The following is a 15,990-nucleotide window of genomic DNA, read 5'->3' as shown; positions in this document are numbered from 1 at the left end:
CCCCTGCGCCCATACGCCTTCCCACCGCGCCGACCGGGTGGCACCCCCGCGTACCGTCACCCGCGCCGGACGGCCAACCACGGAGGCGGTCGATTTCCGCCCGGGCACCGCCGCCACGCTGGGAGAGTGAGCGGGTGGGCGGCGGGTGGTGGCGAACGCGGCTGGGGCCGGCCATCCCCCTCGCCCCCGGCGCCCGGGTGGACCGGTTCGAGATCTTCTTCGACCTGGTCTTCGTCTTCTCGTTCTTCATCATCGTCCGGGCCACCGCCCACGACATCAGCGGCCACACCCTGCTGCACAGCCTGCTCGTGCTGGCCGTGCTGTGGTGGATCTGGGTGGTCCACACCGTGGTGGCGACCCGGGTACGGCTCGGTGAGGGATTCGTTCCGGTGGTCATGGTCATCGGCATGGCGGCCCTGTTCGCCTTCGTCCTGGCCGTACCGCAGACCATCGAGACCCACTCGGCGGGCATCGCCGGTCCGATCACCGTCGCGGTGAGCTACCTGGTCATCCGGGTCGTCCACCTGTGGATGTACTGGCACGTCGTGCGAACCATGCCGGTGGAGAGCCGGCACCTGCTCCGGCTCACCCCGGAGCTGGTGATCAGCACCGCGCTGCTGCTCGCCGCCGCGCTCATTCCGTCGCAGGCCACCAACCCGGAGACCGGCGCGCTGATCCGCGACCTGCTCTGGGCATCCGTGGTGGTCCTGCAGTACGCGACCGGCCTGATCGCCGGCAACCGGGGTGCCGGCGTGGTCTCCGCCGAGCACTGGACCGAGCGGTACGACCTCATCCTGATGATCGCCCTCGGCGAGTCGGTGCTCTCCGTCGGCGTCGGCAGCAGCACCAGCCTGGACGGTCAGTCGCCGACCTGGCCGGCGATCGTCGCGTCGAGCATCGGCGTCGTCCTGGCGGCGGCCCTGTGGTGGCTGCACTTCGACGTGATCGGGCCGGCCGCCCGGATGACCTTGCACGCCACCCTCGGTCGGCCGCGGGTGGCGCTGGCCCGGGACGCGTACGCGTACCTGTTCCTGCCGATGATCGCCGGGCTGATCCTGGTCTCGCTGGGCGCGGAGAAGATGGTCACCTGGCTCGCCCAGCCGCACCGGCCCCTGGGCGAGGCGTTGCCCGGGCCAGGTGTGCCGGTGCTCTTCGGCGGGGTGATCTGCTACCTGATCGGCGACATTCTCTTCCAGCTGCGCGCCCTGCGCACCCTCACCTGGCTCCGGGTCGGCACGGTGGTGCTGCTGGCGTTGCTCGTGCCGGTCGCCGTACGGGTGCCGGCGCTGGCCGCCCTCGTCCTGGTGACCGTGGTCTGTGTCGGCCTGGTCGCCCTGGAGGTGGTGACCATGGCGGACTCCCGCCGTGCGCTGCGCACCGCGGTGTTCGCCGAACGGACCACCCACGAGGCACGGGAGACGGAGTGGCGCGCCCGCTGGCACGACGAGCCACCGGAGGGCGGCGCGCCGGTGTCCTGACACTTGCGCCCGATCGCGCAGGCCAGCCACGGTGATCAACTCAACTCGCGGCAGGTGGCGGCATCAAGGTCACCCCGACACCGCGATCTGCCGCATTCGGAGTCGATCATCGGCCACGCCGGGCTCGGCGCGCAGCAGCCGGCCACGCCCGGGGCTCGGCGCCCAGCAGCCGGTACGTGGCGCCGGACCGAGCACCAGGGTCGCCGTGCCGATAGCGAGGCGTTGATACCGTGCCGACGGTGATGATCGACAACACCCGATCTGCCCGCAGTCCCCGCGCCGGAATGCTCGTCCTGGTGACCGGGGGAATCCTGCTCACCGCCGCCGCCGTCTGGTTGACCGTGCAGGGTGACACCGGGATCCGGTACAGCGCCGACCACCACGACACCGTGCCGATGTGGGCCGGTTGGATTCCGGCACTGGTCGGGATCGTGCTGGTCCGGCTGGTGCCGCCGGCCGCCGACCAGCCCTGGCCGGACCGGGTCGCGCCGTACCGGGAGGCGGTGCCGCTGCTGCTGGCCGGGGTCGCGTTCGCGGTCACTCTGCCGCTGCTCGGCGGCGAGCCGGCGTACACGCTGCTGAAGGTGGCGCTGCTGCTCGGCGTACCGCTGGGGGTTTTCCTCTGGTCGCGGCGGCGAGGGGCCCGCTGGCACCCGTGGCGGCCGGTCGACGCCGCGTACCGCTACGGGCCGGCGCTGCCGGTGCTGGCCTGGCTGGCGCTCAGCTACGCCACCCCCTTGGCCGTGCCGCCCAGCGACTTCGGCCGGACGGTCGACCCGGCGGTGCTGGTGGGCGTGCTGGTAGTGGGTTTCGCCGCGAACGCCCTGTTGGAGGAGGTCTTCTACCGGCGCTGGTTGCAGAGCCGGTGGGAGTCGATCCTGGGACGGTGGCCGGCGATCGTGCTGGCGTCGCTGGTGTGGGCGGCCTGGCACGTCGGCATCCAGGGTACCGGCGAACTCGGCACCGACCTGGCCTCGGTCGCGGTCCACCAGGGCGTGCTCGGGCTCTTCCTCGGCTACCTGTGGTCCCGGTACCGGCGGATGTGGCCGCTGCTGGTGGTGCACGGCGCGGTCAACTCGGTGCCCATCCTGCTCGGCCTCTGACCGACCGTCTGTTGCCCGGTCAGCCGGCTCGGACGCCCTCCGTGACGTTCTCGTAGTAGCGGATCTTGTCGCGGAGGCGGTCGTACTGGCGGCGCAGCAGGGCCATCTGCTCCTCAACCCGCTCGGCGTGCCGCTGAAGCAGTTCCTGCCGTTCCCGGGCGGTATGCTCGCCCTCCCGGGCCAGCTCGGCGTAACGGCACATCTGCGCGATCGGCATGCCGGTGTCGCGCAGGCAGCGGAACAATCCCAGCCAGCCCAGGTCGTCTTCGCTGAAGACCCGCCGCCCGCCGGAGGTGCGGCCCACCCCGCTGAGCAGGCCAATCTTCTCGTAGTAGCGCAACGTGTCGAGGCTGAAGCCGCTGAGCCGGGCCGTCTCCGCCGGCGAGTATCCGATCATGTCGGCAGCGTAGCGCTTGACCTGGAGCGCGCTCCAGGATGGAAAGTAGGGTCATGACGACGACACGACGACTGGGACGCAGCGGCATCGAGGTCAGCGCGATCGGCATGGGGTGTTGGGCGATCGGCGGCCCGTTCTGGGCCGGTGACCAGCCGCTGGGCTGGGGCGAGGTCGACGACGACGAGTCGATCCGCACCATCCACCGGGCCCTCGACCTGGGTGCCACCCTCTTCGACACCTCCAGCAACTACGGCGCGGGGCACAGCGAGCGGGTGCTCGGCCGCGCCCTGGCCGGCCGCCGCGACCAGGCCGTGATCGCCACCAAGTTCGGCTACCCCACCGACGAGACCACCCGCCAGGCCACCGGCGAGGACGCCAGCCCGGCGTACGCCCGGCAGAGCCTGGAGGGCTCGCTGCGGCGGCTCGGCACCGATTACGTCGACCTGTACCAACTGCACCTCAACGGACTACCGGTGCCGCAGGCGCTCGACCTGGTCGACACCCTGGAGGGCCTGGTCACCGAGGGCAAGATCCGGGCGTACGGCTGGAGCACCGACAACCCCGCCTCGGCGCGGGCGTTCGCGGCGGCGGGCCCGCACTGCGCGGCGATCCAGCACGACCAGTCGGTGCTCAGGGACAACGCCGAGATGTTCGCCGTCTGCGACGAGTTCGACCTGGCCAGCCTGAACCGTGGCCCCCTCGCGATGGGCCTGCTCACCGCGAAGTACCAGGGCACGCCCACCCCGCGCGGCGGCGACGACGTACGTCGGGTCGCCCCGGAGTGGCTGCCCTGGTTCACCGACGGGGTGCCCACCGGCGAGTGGGCCGAGCGGGTGGCCCGGGTCCGGGAGGTGCTCACCGCCGACGGCCGTACCCTCGCCCAGGGTGCGCTCGGCTGGCTGCTGGCACGCAGCCCGCGCACCCTGCCCATCCCCGGCTGCCGCACCGTGGCGCAGGCGGAGGAGAACATCGGCACCCTGGCGTACGGGCCACTGTCGGAGGAAACCTTCGCCGAGGTGGAGCGGCTCCTCGCCGACCTGCGCACCGCCCCGGCAACGGCCTGACCGTCCCGGGTTGTCCCGCCCGGTCCTGACCGACGGGCCGGGCGGGGCACCGCCGGACCGACTACTGGCCGAAGGTACGACGCAGATTCCCGTTGATCAGTTCGTTGACCCGTTTGCGTAGGTGTCCAAGCAGCGACGGATCCGGCAGCGGCTCGGCGACCAGTAGCTTCCAGTGCAGCAGGGTGCCCGCCCCGTCGTCGGGTGCCAGCTCGAAACGCACCCGGGCGTCCGGTCGTCTTGGCCACAGCGACGACCAGACGACCAGGTGCGGACACGCGGCCTCCAGGACCTGCGGCCGCTGTTCGTCGTCGAGCAGCCGCAGCCAGGGACGCGCCGGGTCGCGATCGGGCTGGGTGAGCGCCTCGAAGACGACGGCGGGCGGGGGAGGCTGGGTCCGCGCGCGGCTACCGGCTTCGAGCATTCCTCAGCCTATGCCAGCTGCCGCCACCCAGGACGCCACCACCAGTGATCACGCATTTCCCGGAGGGCCTGACCTCAGCTGCAGTACGTCTGGTACGCCTCGCGCAGGTCGGCGGCCTCAACAACGCCGCTTGCCTCAACGGCTGCCACGACCTCCGCCGCCCGCCATCGGTTGGAGGGCACGATCCGGCCAGAGCAGATCGCCAGCAGCGCCGTTGCGCCCGCCTCGTCAGGCTTCCCGAGTTTGAGCAGGGCGAGGCTTAGGTCGAGCTGCGCCGAAGCGATGCGCCGGGGCCGACGGACACCGTCCGAAGCCCGTTCCAGTTCAGTGATCGCATCGCGTGCGATGCCCTCGGCCGCCGGGTCTCCTATCCACGACAAGGTGGTGGCGGTGTACGCGAGCGCCTTGTTCGGGTCGTAGCGGTAGTGGTGTTCCGGCCCGTCAGGCTTCGGCAGCGGCGCGATCAGTTGGGACAAGCGATTCAGTGAGCGGCGCACTTCGCCCGCCTCACCCATCCGCGCCCAGGCGCGTCCCTCCTGAGCGGTCGCCTGCAGGTGCGCCGAACTGCCGTGCGGCGCGAGATCCTGAGCCTCACGCGCGAGGCTGGCGGCATCCCGGAAGTGCCCGTCAGTCAACAGGTCCCAGGCGCGCGTCTCGACACACCAGGCGGTCATCTCGTCATGGTCGGTGTCGATCGCCAGCCGTGCGGCGGTGTCCAACCTCGCTCGACTCGCGATGGGCTGCCGGAAATCGACATGCAACGTGGCCGCGAGTAGGGAGAGCCATCCGCCGATCACCAGCAGCCGGCGGTGCTGGCGCAGTGTCTTACGCCCGTCTACGAGCTGTCCGACATAGAGCAGGTGCTGCCGCACCCGGACGATGAGCTGCTGAGGCGGAGTCTGCGCGTATGCCATTGCCAGCTCGTCCACAACCCGTTCCAGGCGATTCAGCGTCTCATCGCTGACATCACTGGCCGCGACCCGGCGGGCGAGCTCCAACGCGTCGAGTTCGTCGTCACCACCGGCGGGGCCGGCCCCGGCGATCACGGTCGTCGCAGTGCTGATAGCCGGAACCCTCGTCGGCCCAGACTCATCAGGCTTTCCACAGACGAGCAGGTCGAACCGGGACACGACGTCGGGTTCGGCACGGGACAGGGCGATATCGAGTGCCGCCTGCATGTCGGGACCAGGAACCGCCTGACCGGCCTCCCACTTGGACACAGCCCGCTCGCTGACGCCAAGGTACGGGGCGAAGGCCCGCACGCTCATCCGAAGCGCCTGACGAAGTGCCCGGATCTCCCGACCGGACCAGCGGCGTATCGCGCTCACCGTCTCTCCCCCAACCTCCGCGAGCCGGTGCGACATCTGTGCCTCAAACGTGCAACACGTGTACTGACTGTCGTCATTCCCGGACCGGTAGGTCGAGACCGACGCTCAACCACAGGCCCGGGGCGGGTGCCGGGTCATCGGCCAGCGGTGGACAGACGGCTGCCCCCGCCCGCCCCGGCGCCGCATTCCGACGAGGAAAGGCGGTAGAGCGTGCAGTCAGTGGTGGACGCGGTGGAGAAGGTGTGCGGCGAGTTGCCGATGCCCCGGCACGTGACCGGCGAGCACGTCCGGGCGGCCGTACGGGCTTTGGTGGTGCACTCCCCCGAGTCCTGGCCAACCGGACAACTGTGCCGCAGCGACCACACCCCGTACCCGTGTCGGCTGCTTCGTCCGGCATGACCCGCTGCTACGGGCGATCGTCGCGATGGTGCTGCTGACGAACCTCCTCGACCCGGTGGGGACGGGCCGTGCTGCGTACCCGAGGTTTGACCGAGCAGGCCGTCAACGAACTGGTGGCACGGGCGCAGTGGCAGTTGCGCGTACCCGAAGGGCGGAACTGATGCGGTGGCCGCGACGCAACGCGAAGCCACGACCTTGTAGCACAAGGGGTAACCCACCCGCCATGGCCGAGCATGCCCCTCGAGAGACCACGCACCGGCCGGCCCGACCACCGGTACGTGACCCGCAGCCCGTTTCGGTGGCCGCCGCCGACGGCAGCCTGTCAGCGGTGTCACAAATATCGCGCCGCGGTGAAACTCCCGGACAGCCTCACGCGTCATCCGGCTGTGTCGACCGAGGACCGCGAGCTGACCGGGCTCACGGCCTCGGCGGCCGAGGCAGTCGGGGAGGAAACGTGGCGTTCGGAAGGTGGCTCGCCGGTGCGGGTCTGGTGGTACTGACCGGTGCCGTCGTCGGGGTGTACGGCGGGTCGCCGGCCTTCGGCGGCGAGGGCCCGGCGGCGGTGCCGGTGGCCGAGCCGCAGTCGGGGCCGGTGCCCGCGACCGAGGCTCAGCTGCCCGGGGGCGCGCGGGCGGTGCCGGCGCGGCAGGAGACGGCGGACGCGGAGCCGGTGCTCTCCGGCAAGCGCCGGGTGACGATCGTACGGGTGGGGGCGTTCGAGTCGGGGCTGGCGCTGCTCGACGGTGGACGGTTGGCCGAGGTGGACGACGACCGTGGCCGGCAGGTCTTCGTGCCGACTCCGTTGGGGTCGGGAGAGTTCCTGATCAAGGCGTACTACGGCGGCGGCACCGGGCAGCCGGTCTGCTGGCAGGTACGCAACCCGGGCAACAGCCGGCCGTTGTTCGTGCGTGGTGCCGCCTGCCGGGCGGGCGACCCGGCTCAGCGGTTCGTCATCGCGCCCGCTCCGGCCGGAGGCCCCCGGGAGTACCTGATCAGCAACCGGTGGGCGTACCTCCGCGACTCCGCCCGGTCCGGGCTGATCCTGGAGGAGTTGGGCGATGCCCCGCCGGTGAGCAGCTTCCGGTTCAACGACACCGGACCGGCCCCGCGCCGGAAGTGACCCCCTCGGTGGCCCGGCCGGCAGTTCCCGGCCGGGCCAATGGCGGTGCGACCGAGCACACAACTGCCCAGGATCAACCAGGTCGGGTGGAGACTTTGACCGATGCGTGACGCTGCGGAGTTCGACGCCTTCTACTCCGCGTCCGTGCAGCGGGTACTGGGACATCTGTACGCGATGATCGGCAACCGGGCCGAGGCCGAGGACGCGGTGGCGGAGGCGTACGCCCGGGCCTGGGACGGCTGGACCGCCGTGCGCGAGTGCGACAGCCCGGAGGCGTGGGTACGCCGGGTGGCGTACCGGGTGGCGGTCAGCGCATGGCGCAAGACCGTCAACCGACTGCGCGCCCACCGCCGGGACGCTTGCGCGCAGCGCGTCGACGCCGTCTCGGTCGACCACGTCGCGGTGGTGACCGCCTTGCGGCGCATCTCCGCCGAGCAACGCCGGGCGGTGGTGCTGCACCACCTGGTCGGGCTGAGCGTGGCCGAGATCGCGGCGGAGGTCGGCACCAACGAGAACACCGTCAAGACGCGACTGGCCCGGGGCCGCCGGGCCCTCGCCGCCCACCTGACCGAACCGGAGTACCACGGCGTGGACGAAAGGGCGCGGCCATGAGCTCTGACAACCAGCTCGACGACGCCCTGCGGGCGCTGGCGGGGCAGGGCGGACAGGGCAGAGTCCCGGCCGCCGCCGACATCCGGCGACGCGGCGACACCCGCCGCCGTCGTCGACGGACGGCGTCGGTCGCGCTCGCCGCCCTCGCCGTCGTCGCGCTCGGCACGGGCGTCGCCCTGGCCCGCCCGGGCGGGCCAGCACACCCCACCCCGGTCGGCCCGGCGGGCCCGACCTCCGGCCCGGCCGCGTCACCCGACCCGGCCGGCCCGTCATCCGGCCCGACCGGCGGCGCGTCCGACGCGGCCGGCCCGTCATCCGGCCCCACCGGCGGCGCGTCCGGTCCGCCCACCGGATCGTCCAGCCCGCCCGCCGGCAATCCGCTGCTGTCCGGGCAGCGTCAGGTCACCATCGTGCGGGTGGATGCGGTGGAGGGCGGGCTGTCGCTGCTCGACGACGGCCGGCTGGGCGAGGTCGACGGCGACGAAGGACAGCAGCTGTTCGTGTTCACGCCGCAGGGGTCTGACACATACCAGATCCGCACCGCCGAGCCCGGCACCGACACCTGCTGGGAGGTCCGCTCGTCGGGCAGCCAGCCGCTGCGGGTCGTGGCGGCCCCCTGCGCGCCGGACGAGCCGAGACAGCAGTTCACGGTCGTCCGCGACGGCCAACACGACGGCGTGCCGACGTACGCGATCAGTAGCCACTGGGCCTTCCTGCAGAACTCCCGGACCCGGGGACTGATCCTGGAGGAACTCGGCGACGCACCCCTGACCACCCGCTTCCGGTTGGTCGACAACGGACCGGCGTCGCAGTGACGCGAGGACGCCCGGCCGGGCGGAGCGCACGCGGCACGTCCAGGCGTCGGTGGGCGCGGCGGTGGCGTGCCCCCTGTGTCCGGAGGTGACCGCCGAGCGGGGCGCCGGTGCCCCTCCGGCCGGCGAGGCGGCTACTGACCGAAGGAGTAAGGCAGATCCGCGTTGATCAGTTGGTTGAGCCGCTTGCGGAGGTGCCCGAGCAGCGAAGAATCCGGCAACGGCTCGGCGACCAGCAGCTTCCAGTGCAGCAGGGTGCCTGCCCCGCCGCCGGATGACAGCTCGAAGCGCACCTGGGCCTCCGGGCGTCTCGGCCACAGCGACGACCAGACGACCAGATGCGGGTACGCAGCCTCGTCTGCGGCCGTTGTTCGTCGTCGAGCAGCCGCAGCCAGGGACGCGCCGGGTCGCGGTCGGGCTGGGTGAGCGCCTCGAAGACGATGGCGGGCGGGGGAGGCTGGGTTCGCGCGCGGCTACCGGCTTTGATCACTGCCCAGCCTGCACAGGTCGGCGGAACCACCGTCACGATCTGCTCTCCCCCTGGGGCAACTCCTCGGCAACGAACACGCCGACACCATGCACGCCCTCGACCCACCCCTGCATCTGCAGGACGAGGATCGCCTGCCGCACGACGGTCTGCGACACGCGGTGTTCCTCCTTGAGCTGCGCGGTCGACGGCAGCTTCTCCCCCGGCGCCAGCTCGCCCGACTCGATCCGTTCACGGAGATGGTCGGCCAACTGCGCCCACTTCGCTTTGGCGGGCATTCACACTCCCAGGTCTGCACCGCCATTTGACCATGAACTACCAGGCACAACAAGTAAGACGAAGTTCCTCCTTGCTTTGTACAACTAGTTGTGTGAGGCTCTGATTGACCGGCTCCCAGGTCTGCAACCGCGAGCTGGTCGTTGCGAGGAACCACCCGGCCGACCACTCCCCCGGACAGTCGGCCGGGTGCCCCCTGCCCGCGAACAGGCATCGGCGGGCTCCACGAACAGGCCCGGGGCGGGTGCCGGGTTCCGGCCGACCATGCGCGCGCATGGCCGTCCCCGCCCGCCCCGGTGCCGCAATCAACCAGGGAGGCGACACGTGCGGTCGAGGACCGACGAACCGGTGGACGCGATGGAGAAGGTGCTCGGTGAGCTGCCCGTGCCCTGGGTGGTCACGGTGGAGGACGTCAAGCTGGCGATCCGGGCGCTGCTCGTACACCGACCGGAGGACTGGCCGGCCGGCCCGCTGTGCCGCAGCGACCGGACCCCGTACCCGTGCCTGCTGCACCGCTGGGCGCGGCGGGTGCTGCGCTCGCGCGGCCTGGCCGACGACGTGATCGACACGCTGGCGGCACGCGGCGGGGCGTTGGCCGGCGTACCCGGCGGGCGGCGCTGATGCGGTGGCCGCGACGCAACGCGAAGCCCGTGCCGCTCGCGCCCCGGCACCGGCGGACCTGGCGGTACGGGCGGCGCTGGTGTTCGTGCGGGCTGCGCTGGACGGCCTGCCCGGACCGGCACACACCCGTGCCCACCGAGCCGCCCGCACCACCACCACCGAACAGCCGCTGGTGGGACGAGGCGACCCGGGCGAACCCGCAGGTAGGGCGGCCCGGATGGCTCACCCCGGCGCAGACCTGGCGGGCCAACGGCGGCCGGTGGTGAGCCCACCCCGGCCACACCTGCCGCTACGGCCGCTGTGGCTCTGCCGGTCCTGCGGCACGCCGTGGCCCTGCGCGTCCGCGCGGCTCGCGCTCCTGCGGGAGTACGCACACGACCGGGTGGCACTGCTGGTATACCTGGGCGGGCTGCTACACGACGCGGCCGGCGAACTGCACCGGCTGCACCCGCACGACGGGCCGGAGCCCCGGCAGCTCTTCGGGCGGTTCCTCGGCTGGGCGGTGTCCCGCCGCCCAAGCTGAGCGCGCCTGTCGTCACAGGTGCCGCCGCACCTCCGCAGCGAACTGCGGCACGCCGGTGCGGCTCAGCAGCGCCAGCAAGGCGGGCACCGTGGTGGGTTCCCGGCGGTAGGCGGCAGCCTGCCGGTGAAGCACATCCAGGGTCACACCCGGGTAGAGGTCAAGTTGATCCAGCAGGAAGTCGTCGGGGTGGATCGTGAGGACGTCGTACGGTTTCACCGAGACTTCGGGGAAGTCGCCGACGTTGAACGTGACGAGGACTTCCGCGTTGGCACGCACGGCCGCCGCCAGCACGTGCCTGTCCTTGGGGTCGTTGGTCATGCCGTCGACCAAGGATTCGTAGCCGGTGACCATAGCGTCGGGGAAGGCTGCGCGCATGTGCGAAATACGCCGGTCGACTCGTTCCTCGACGATGCCGCGTTCGAGGAGGTTCCGCCGGAGCTCGATCAGCACATCCTCGGACCAGAGCGGCCGGTAGGCAGCCACTTCCGCCAGCCGCAAGAGGGTGTCGCAGAGGTGCGCCGGATAGAGCACGCAGGTGTCGAGGAAAGCCGGAAAAGCCACTCGGGTCGCCCTCACCGTGTCCGGCGGGGAGTCGAGGTCAGGTCGTACAGCCCGTCCTCCTCAGCCTCTGCGGTCATCTGATCGAGCGCCTGTCGACGCTCCTGGCGGGTCCGCTCCTGGTAGTCCAGCACGTCTCGGAGCAGGACCCGGCGGTGCCGACCCCGCATGGTGTGCGGCATTTCGCCATCAGCGAGGAGCCGAACCAGGGTCGGCCGGGAGATGTTGAGCAGATCCGCCGCCTCCTGCGTGGTCAGCATGGTGTTGTGCGGCGCGATCGAGATCGCCAGCCCTTCGGACAACGCGGTGACGACATCCCGCAGCACCCCGTACAACTGGTCCGGGATCTCGATCTCGGAGCCGTCCGGCCCGACCAGACGTGCCCGTCCCCTATCCCCTGAGTTGCGTAGACGGCGCACGAAGCGGGCCAGGTCAGCCGGGTTCTCGGGGGGCATGACGGTCCGTTCACGAAGGGCGCTGCTCATGGCTCAAGGCTAACCCTATTCGAAAAATCCGCAACCACTTCGGAGAACTCCATGGTCGATGCGACCGGCGCGAGCGGTCGACAGCTCCCGTGCCACGATGCGTGGGTGGAACGGAGGACTCCCATCGCTCGTGAGGGCATGCCCGGTCACCGGTCGACCCCTGACCGGCCTCGCCGCGTCGTGCCTCGGGCCGAGGTGGTGACGGCCTTCGCCACCGCGCCCGAGCTGGACGGATCCCGGTTCCGCAGCGACCTGGACGCGGCGACGGACCAGGACCTCGCCGACCGATACTGGTGAGAGCACGACTCGAAGAACCACTCCCGACCTTCACCACCAGTCGGTGATTTCGCTCAACGCAGCCGCATTCGGTTTCGTACCCGAAGATAGGAGCATGCGGATCCTCATGGCCGGCGCGTCCGGCTTCCTCGGCACCCGGCTGGCCGACCGTCTCACCGCCGACGGGCACCAGGTCGTCCGGCTGGTCCGGCGGCCACCACGCACGCCCGACGAACGGCGGTGGGACCCGTCCGCCGCACAGCTCGACCCGGCCGTGGTGGCCGAGGCGGACGCGGTGGTCAACCTGGCCGGCTCCGGCGTCGGCGACCGGCGCTGGAACAACGAGTACCGCCAGTTGATCCGGTCCAGTCGGGTCGACACCACCAGCACCCTGGCGATCACCATCGCCGGGCTGCCCGCCGCCGACCGGCCGGGCGTGCTGCTCAACGCCAGCGCCGTCGGCTGGTACGGCAACACCGGCGACCGGGTGGTCGAGGAGGACGCCCCGGCGGGCGAGGGTTTCCTCGCCGACGTCTGCCGGGTCTGGGAGGCGGCCACCCGCCCGGCCGAGGACGCCGGGGTACGGGTGGTGCGGCTGCGCATCGGGCTGCCGCTGCACCGCGACGGCGGGCTGCTCAAGCCGCAACTGCTGCCGTTCCGGCTGGGCATCGCCGGCAAACTGGGCAACGGCCGGCAGTGGCTGCCCTGGATCTCGCTGCGCGACTGGCTGGACTCCACGGTGTTCCTGCTGGCCCGCGACGACCTCGCCGGCCCGGTCAACGTGGTCGGCCCGAACCCGGTCACCAACGCCGAGTTCACCCGGGAGCTGGCCCGCCAGCTACGCCGCCCGGCGATCATGCCGATCCCCGCGCTGGCCCTCAAGATCGCCCTCGGCGGATTCGCCCACGAGGCCCTGACCAGCACGAGGGTCCTGCCCGGCGTGCTGACCAAGGCCAATTTCGCCTGGACCCACCCCGACCTGCCGGGTGCCCTGCACGCCGCCCTCACCGAGTGACCCTGGGTGACCGCACCGGATGGGCTCCCGTGTCTGCCCGGTCCGGGCCGGTACGGTTGGTAACGTCCGCTCCGTGCCGACCTCCCCACCCCGGACCATTGGTCAACCCACCGCCCGGCCCACCGGGTACGGGGGACGCCGGGCCGACCTGGTCGTGGCGCTGGTCGCGGTGGCCCTGGCCATCTGGGTCACCAGCGGACTGTGGCGTGACCCGAACGGTCGGGTGGTCACCGTCAACGCCAGCGACCAGGCGCTGTTCGAGTGGCTGCTCGCCTTCGGCGGGCACGCGCTCACCCACGGGGAGAATCCGCTCTTCACCCACCTGCTCAACGTCCCCGACGGGGTGAACCTCGCGGTCAACACCTCGATCACCGTGTACGCGGCGGTCTTCGCCCCGCTGACGTACCTGATCGGGCCACCGGCGACGTTCCTGGTGATCCTCACCCTCAACCTGGCCGGCACCGCGTTGGCCTGGTACTGGCTGCTCTCCCGGCACCTGGTGGGCAGCCGGCTCGCCGCCGGGGTCGGCGCTCTGTTCGTCGCCTACTCCCCCGGCATGGTCTCGCACGCCAACGCCCACCTGAACTGGACGGCCGGTTGGTTGGTCCCGCTGCTGCTGTGGCGGGTGTTCGCGCTGCGCCGACCCGGGCGCTGGCTACGCGGCGGGATCATCCTCGGCGTGCTGGTGGCGGTCGCGTTCTCCATCGCCGCCGAAGGGCTGTTCTTCACCGCCCTGGCGACCGGCGTGTTCCTGGCCGCCTGGGCGGCACACCCGGCCCGCCGGGCGCAGGCCCGGGCGGCGCTGCCGGACCTGCTGCGCGGGCTGGGCGTGACCACACTGGTGGCGGGAGCGCTGCTGGCGTACCCGCTCTGGCTGCACTTCGCCGGCCCGCAGCGGTTCGGAGGCACCGGGTTCGACCCGGTGATCCACTCCGAGGACGTGGCCGCGTTCGGGGCGTACCCGCGCCGGTCGCTCGCGGGCGAGCTGGGGTGGGGTACCTCGCTGGCGGCCAACCCCACCGAGGAGAACTCCTTCTTCGGGGTGCCGCTGCTGCTGCTCGCCGTCGCCTGCTTCGTGCCGCTGTGGCGGCGTGCCACACCGGGCCGCCGGGCCACGCTGGTCGCGCTGGGGGTCACCGCCGTGGCCTTCGCCGTACTCTCCTGGGGGCCGCAGGCCACCGTCAACGGGCGGCGCACCGGGCAGCCCCTCCCGTTCGCCCTGCTGGACGGGCTGCCGGTGGTCAACGCCGCGTTGCCGGCCCGGCTGGCGCTGGTGGTCGCCCCGGTCGTCGGCGTGCTGCTGGCGTACGCGATCGACCAGTTCCGGGCCGACCCGCCCCGGCGTCCGTTCCGGGTGGCGTGGGCGGCCGGTTTCGTGGCGGCGCTGCTGCCGTTGCTGCCGACTCCGCTGCTGACCAGCCTCCGCCCGCCGGTGCCGCAGTTCGTCACCGCCGGCACGTGGCGGGAGTACGTCTCCCCGGGCGGGGTGCTCACCCCGATCCCGCTGACCCTGGACGTCTACCCGGACGGCCAGCGCTGGCAGGCGTACGCGCTGTCCCACCGACAGGGTGTGTTCCGCCTGCCGGCCGGTTTCTTCCTGGGCCCCGGCGGGCCGGACGGGCGGGGCCGGATCGGGCCGCCGCCGCGCACCTTCGACACCCTGCTGGACCAGGCGGGCCGGACCGGGCTGGTGCCGATCGTCACCGAGGGCACCGTCCGGCTGGTCCGCTCCGACCTGCGGTACTGGGGGGTCGAGGTGGTCGTGCTGCCCGACGAGGTGCACGGCGCCAAGTACGACCTGGACGAGGACGCCCTGCGCCGCACCGCCACCGCCCTGCTCGGCGAGCCGCAGCGGGTCGACGACGTCTGGCTGTGGCGGATTCCGGCGGCCTGACGCGACGTGCGTCACCGGAGACGGTGGAGCGGAACGGGTTTAGGCTGGTGGGGTGAGTGCGACGACTTCCGGGCTGACGGCCGTACGGGCCGGGGTGCTCGACTACCAGGCCGCCTGGGACGAGCAGCGTCGGCTGCACGCCTCGGTGGTGGCCGGCGAGCAGGGCGACACCGTGCTGCTGCTGGAGCACCCCAGCGTCTACACCGCCGGCAAGCGCACCGAGCCGTGGGACCGGCCGATGGACGGCACCCCGGTGGTCGACGTCGACCGCGGTGGCAAGATCACCTGGCACGGCCCGGGGCAGCTCGTCGGCTACCCGATCGTCAAGCTCCCCGACCCGGTGGACGTGGTCGCGTACGTGCGGCGCACCGAGCAGATGCTGATCGACGTCTGCGCCGAGTTCGGGTTGACCGCCGGTCGGATCGAGGGCCGCAGCGGGGTGTGGGTGCCCGAGGACGACCGGGGTCCGGCCCGCAAGGTGGCCGCCATCGGCATCCGGGTCTCCCGTGGGGTCACCCTGCACGGCTTCTCCATCAACTGTGACTGCGACCTGACGTACTTCGACCGGATCGTGCCCTGCGGCATCCGGGACGCCGGGGTCACCTCGCTCACCGTCGAGCTGGGCCGCCCGGTCACCGTCGCCGAGGTGCTCCCGGTGGTGGAGCGGCACCTGCCCACGGTCGTCGAGGTCTGAGCCGGGGCCCGCTGCCCGTCCGCCTACTCTCGGCGGATGCGTCTTGATCTCGTCACCGTTGTGGTCTCCGAGTACGACCCGGCGATCGCCTTCTTCACCGACGTGCTTGGTTTCACGCTGGTGGAGGACTCCCCGTCGTTGACCACCGACGGCCGGCCGAAGCGCTGGGTGGTGGTCCGCCCGCCGGGCGGCGGCACCGGACTGCTGCTGGCCCGCGCCGACGGCGAGCGGCAGGAGGCGGTCGTCGGCGACCAGGTGGCCGGTCGGGTCGGCTTCTTCCTCCGGGTCGACGACTTCGACGCCACCTACCGGCGGCTGGTCGAGGCCGGCGTGGCGTTCGTCCGTCCACCGCGCACCGACTCGTACGGCCGGGTCGCGGTGTTCCTCGACGTCGTCGGAAACCGCTGGGATCTGCTCGGCCCCGCCT

General features: G+C 71.9%; 20 protein-coding genes. 13 read left to right on the top strand and 7 right to left on the bottom strand.

The window, feature by feature from the left end; genetic code table 11:
• The first annotated feature begins 134 nt into the window (after positions 1-134).
• Positions 135-1,478: a low temperature requirement protein A gene (locus E1182_RS21970; protein WP_132268374.1), complete on the top strand. Its 1,344-nt coding sequence runs from the start codon at positions 135-137 to the stop codon at positions 1,476-1,478.
• 242 nt (positions 1,479-1,720) lie between these two features.
• Entirely contained in the window at positions 1,721-2,581 is an 861-nt protein-coding gene (locus tag E1182_RS21965; protein WP_243706367.1) for a CPBP family intramembrane glutamic endopeptidase, read from the top strand.
• Positions 2,582-2,600: 19 nt separating this feature from the next.
• On the opposite strand, the gene E1182_RS21960 is transcribed toward E1182_RS21965, so the two are convergent.
• Entirely contained in the window at positions 2,601-2,978 is a 378-nt protein-coding gene (locus tag E1182_RS21960) for a MerR family transcriptional regulator (protein WP_132268370.1), read from the bottom strand.
• Positions 2,979-3,031: 53 nt separating this feature from the next.
• Between E1182_RS21960 and E1182_RS21955 the strand changes: the two genes are divergently transcribed.
• Entirely contained in the window at positions 3,032-4,042 is a 1,011-nt protein-coding gene (locus E1182_RS21955; RefSeq protein WP_132268368.1) for an aldo/keto reductase, read from the top strand.
• 61 nt (positions 4,043-4,103) lie between these two features.
• On the opposite strand, the gene E1182_RS21950 is transcribed toward E1182_RS21955, so the two are convergent.
• Together E1182_RS21950 and E1182_RS21945 are read right to left on the bottom strand one after the other, a co-directional pair.
• The gene (locus E1182_RS21950) at positions 4,104-4,463 is read right to left on the bottom strand and encodes an SRPBCC domain-containing protein (RefSeq protein ID WP_132268366.1); all 360 of its coding nucleotides are present in this window, start codon (positions 4,461-4,463) and stop codon (positions 4,104-4,106) included.
• A 74-nt stretch (positions 4,464-4,537) separates the two neighbouring features.
• On the bottom strand, positions 4,538-5,791 hold the full coding sequence (locus tag E1182_RS21945; protein WP_207921477.1) for a DNA-binding transcriptional regulator: 1,254 nt from the start codon (positions 5,789-5,791) through the stop codon (positions 4,538-4,540).
• A 210-nt stretch (positions 5,792-6,001) separates the two neighbouring features.
• Between E1182_RS21945 and E1182_RS21940 the strand changes: the two genes are divergently transcribed.
• From E1182_RS21940 to E1182_RS21925, 4 genes are all read left to right on the top strand, one after another.
• Positions 6,002-6,190 (top strand): hypothetical protein, encoded by a 189-nt coding sequence (locus tag E1182_RS21940; RefSeq protein ID WP_132268361.1) that lies wholly within the window; start codon positions 6,002-6,004, stop codon positions 6,188-6,190.
• Positions 6,191-6,644: 454 nt separating this feature from the next.
• Positions 6,645-7,310 (top strand): hypothetical protein, encoded by a 666-nt coding sequence (locus E1182_RS21935; RefSeq protein WP_132268358.1) that lies wholly within the window; start codon positions 6,645-6,647, stop codon positions 7,308-7,310.
• 102 nt (positions 7,311-7,412) lie between these two features.
• Complete coding sequence (locus E1182_RS21930; protein ID WP_132268356.1) at positions 7,413-7,922, top strand: sigma-70 family RNA polymerase sigma factor; 510 nt, start codon at positions 7,413-7,415, stop codon at positions 7,920-7,922.
• On the top strand, positions 7,919-8,737 hold the full coding sequence (locus E1182_RS21925) for a hypothetical protein (protein WP_132268354.1): 819 nt from the start codon (positions 7,919-7,921) through the stop codon (positions 8,735-8,737). Before E1182_RS21930 ends, E1182_RS21925 begins: the two co-directional genes overlap by 4 nt.
• Positions 8,738-8,868: 131 nt before the next feature.
• On the opposite strand, the gene E1182_RS32420 is transcribed toward E1182_RS21925, so the two are convergent.
• Together E1182_RS32420 and E1182_RS21915 are read right to left on the bottom strand one after the other, a co-directional pair.
• A complete protein-coding gene (locus tag E1182_RS32420; protein WP_243706366.1) occupies positions 8,869-9,027 on the bottom strand; it encodes a hypothetical protein in 159 nt (52 codons plus the stop codon).
• A 229-nt stretch (positions 9,028-9,256) separates the two neighbouring features.
• Positions 9,257-9,499: a winged helix-turn-helix domain-containing protein gene (locus E1182_RS21915; protein ID WP_132268352.1), complete on the bottom strand. Its 243-nt coding sequence runs from the start codon at positions 9,497-9,499 to the stop codon at positions 9,257-9,259.
• 322 nt (positions 9,500-9,821) lie between these two features.
• Here E1182_RS21915 and E1182_RS21910 point away from each other — a divergent pair, with 322 nt between their 5' ends.
• Both E1182_RS21910 and E1182_RS33065 read left to right on the top strand, forming a co-directional pair.
• Positions 9,822-10,118 carry a hypothetical protein gene (locus tag E1182_RS21910; protein ID WP_243706365.1) on the top strand — a complete coding sequence of 99 codons (297 nt, stop codon included), beginning with the start codon at positions 9,822-9,824 and terminating at the stop codon, positions 10,116-10,118.
• Positions 10,119-10,122: 4 nt separating this feature from the next.
• A complete protein-coding gene (locus tag E1182_RS33065; RefSeq protein ID WP_371687592.1) occupies positions 10,123-10,641 on the top strand; it encodes a hypothetical protein in 519 nt (172 codons plus the stop codon).
• 12 nt (positions 10,642-10,653) lie between these two features.
• On the opposite strand, the gene E1182_RS21895 is transcribed toward E1182_RS33065, so the two are convergent.
• Together E1182_RS21895 and E1182_RS21890 are read right to left on the bottom strand one after the other, a co-directional pair.
• On the bottom strand, positions 10,654-11,202 hold the full coding sequence (locus E1182_RS21895) for a PIN domain-containing protein (protein WP_132268345.1): 549 nt from the start codon (positions 11,200-11,202) through the stop codon (positions 10,654-10,656).
• Positions 11,203-11,213: 11 nt separating this feature from the next.
• A complete protein-coding gene (locus E1182_RS21890; RefSeq protein ID WP_132268342.1) occupies positions 11,214-11,684 on the bottom strand; it encodes a helix-turn-helix domain-containing protein in 471 nt (156 codons plus the stop codon).
• Between the two features lie 391 nt (positions 11,685-12,075).
• On the opposite strand from E1182_RS21890, the gene E1182_RS21885 reads away from it, so the two are divergent.
• The 4 genes from E1182_RS21885 to E1182_RS21870 form a co-directional block, all read left to right on the top strand.
• Positions 12,076-12,975, top strand: a complete 900-nt coding sequence (locus E1182_RS21885; RefSeq protein ID WP_132268340.1) for a TIGR01777 family oxidoreductase — start codon at positions 12,076-12,078, stop codon at positions 12,973-12,975.
• Between the two features lie 73 nt (positions 12,976-13,048).
• Positions 13,049-14,869 (top strand): DUF2079 domain-containing protein, encoded by a 1,821-nt coding sequence (locus E1182_RS21880; RefSeq protein WP_371687591.1) that lies wholly within the window; start codon positions 13,049-13,051, stop codon positions 14,867-14,869.
• Between the two features lie 52 nt (positions 14,870-14,921).
• Positions 14,922-15,563 carry a lipoyl(octanoyl) transferase LipB gene (lipB, locus tag E1182_RS21875; protein WP_132268338.1) on the top strand — a complete coding sequence of 214 codons (642 nt, stop codon included), beginning with the start codon at positions 14,922-14,924 and terminating at the stop codon, positions 15,561-15,563.
• 36 nt (positions 15,564-15,599) lie between these two features.
• On the top strand, positions 15,600-15,990 hold a 391-nt coding region (locus E1182_RS21870), incomplete at its 3' end, for a VOC family protein (RefSeq protein WP_132268336.1).

Origin of the sequence: Micromonospora sp. KC721, from assembly GCF_004348355.1 — a bacterium.
Classification (GTDB): domain Bacteria; phylum Actinomycetota; class Actinomycetes; order Mycobacteriales; family Micromonosporaceae; genus Micromonospora.
The sequence above is the reverse complement of the archived record's forward strand: the minus strand, read 5'-3'. Positions and strand labels throughout refer to the sequence as shown.

What these genes read in the sequence shown, in the direction of transcription:
- E1182_RS21965 (WP_243706367.1), top strand. Translation starts at nt 1,721, where the DNA reads ATGATCGACAACACCCGATCTGCCCGCAGTCCCCGCGCCGGAATGCTC.
- E1182_RS21960 (WP_132268370.1), bottom strand. Translation starts at nt 2,978, where the DNA reads ATGATCGGATACTCGCCGGCGGAGACGGCCCGGCTCAGCGGCTTCAGC.
- E1182_RS21955 (WP_132268368.1), top strand. Translation starts at nt 3,032, where the DNA reads ATGACGACGACACGACGACTGGGACGCAGCGGCATCGAGGTCAGCGCG.
- E1182_RS21950 (WP_132268366.1), bottom strand. Translation starts at nt 4,463, where the DNA reads ATGCTCGAAGCCGGTAGCCGCGCGCGGACCCAGCCTCCCCCGCCCGCC.
- E1182_RS21930 (WP_132268356.1), top strand. Translation starts at nt 7,413, where the DNA reads ATGCGTGACGCTGCGGAGTTCGACGCCTTCTACTCCGCGTCCGTGCAG.
- E1182_RS21925 (WP_132268354.1), top strand. Translation starts at nt 7,919, where the DNA reads ATGAGCTCTGACAACCAGCTCGACGACGCCCTGCGGGCGCTGGCGGGG.
- E1182_RS21915 (WP_132268352.1), bottom strand. Translation starts at nt 9,499, where the DNA reads ATGCCCGCCAAAGCGAAGTGGGCGCAGTTGGCCGACCATCTCCGTGAA.
- E1182_RS21890 (WP_132268342.1), bottom strand. Translation starts at nt 11,684, where the DNA reads ATGAGCAGCGCCCTTCGTGAACGGACCGTCATGCCCCCCGAGAACCCG.
- E1182_RS21885 (WP_132268340.1), top strand. Translation starts at nt 12,076, where the DNA reads ATGCGGATCCTCATGGCCGGCGCGTCCGGCTTCCTCGGCACCCGGCTG.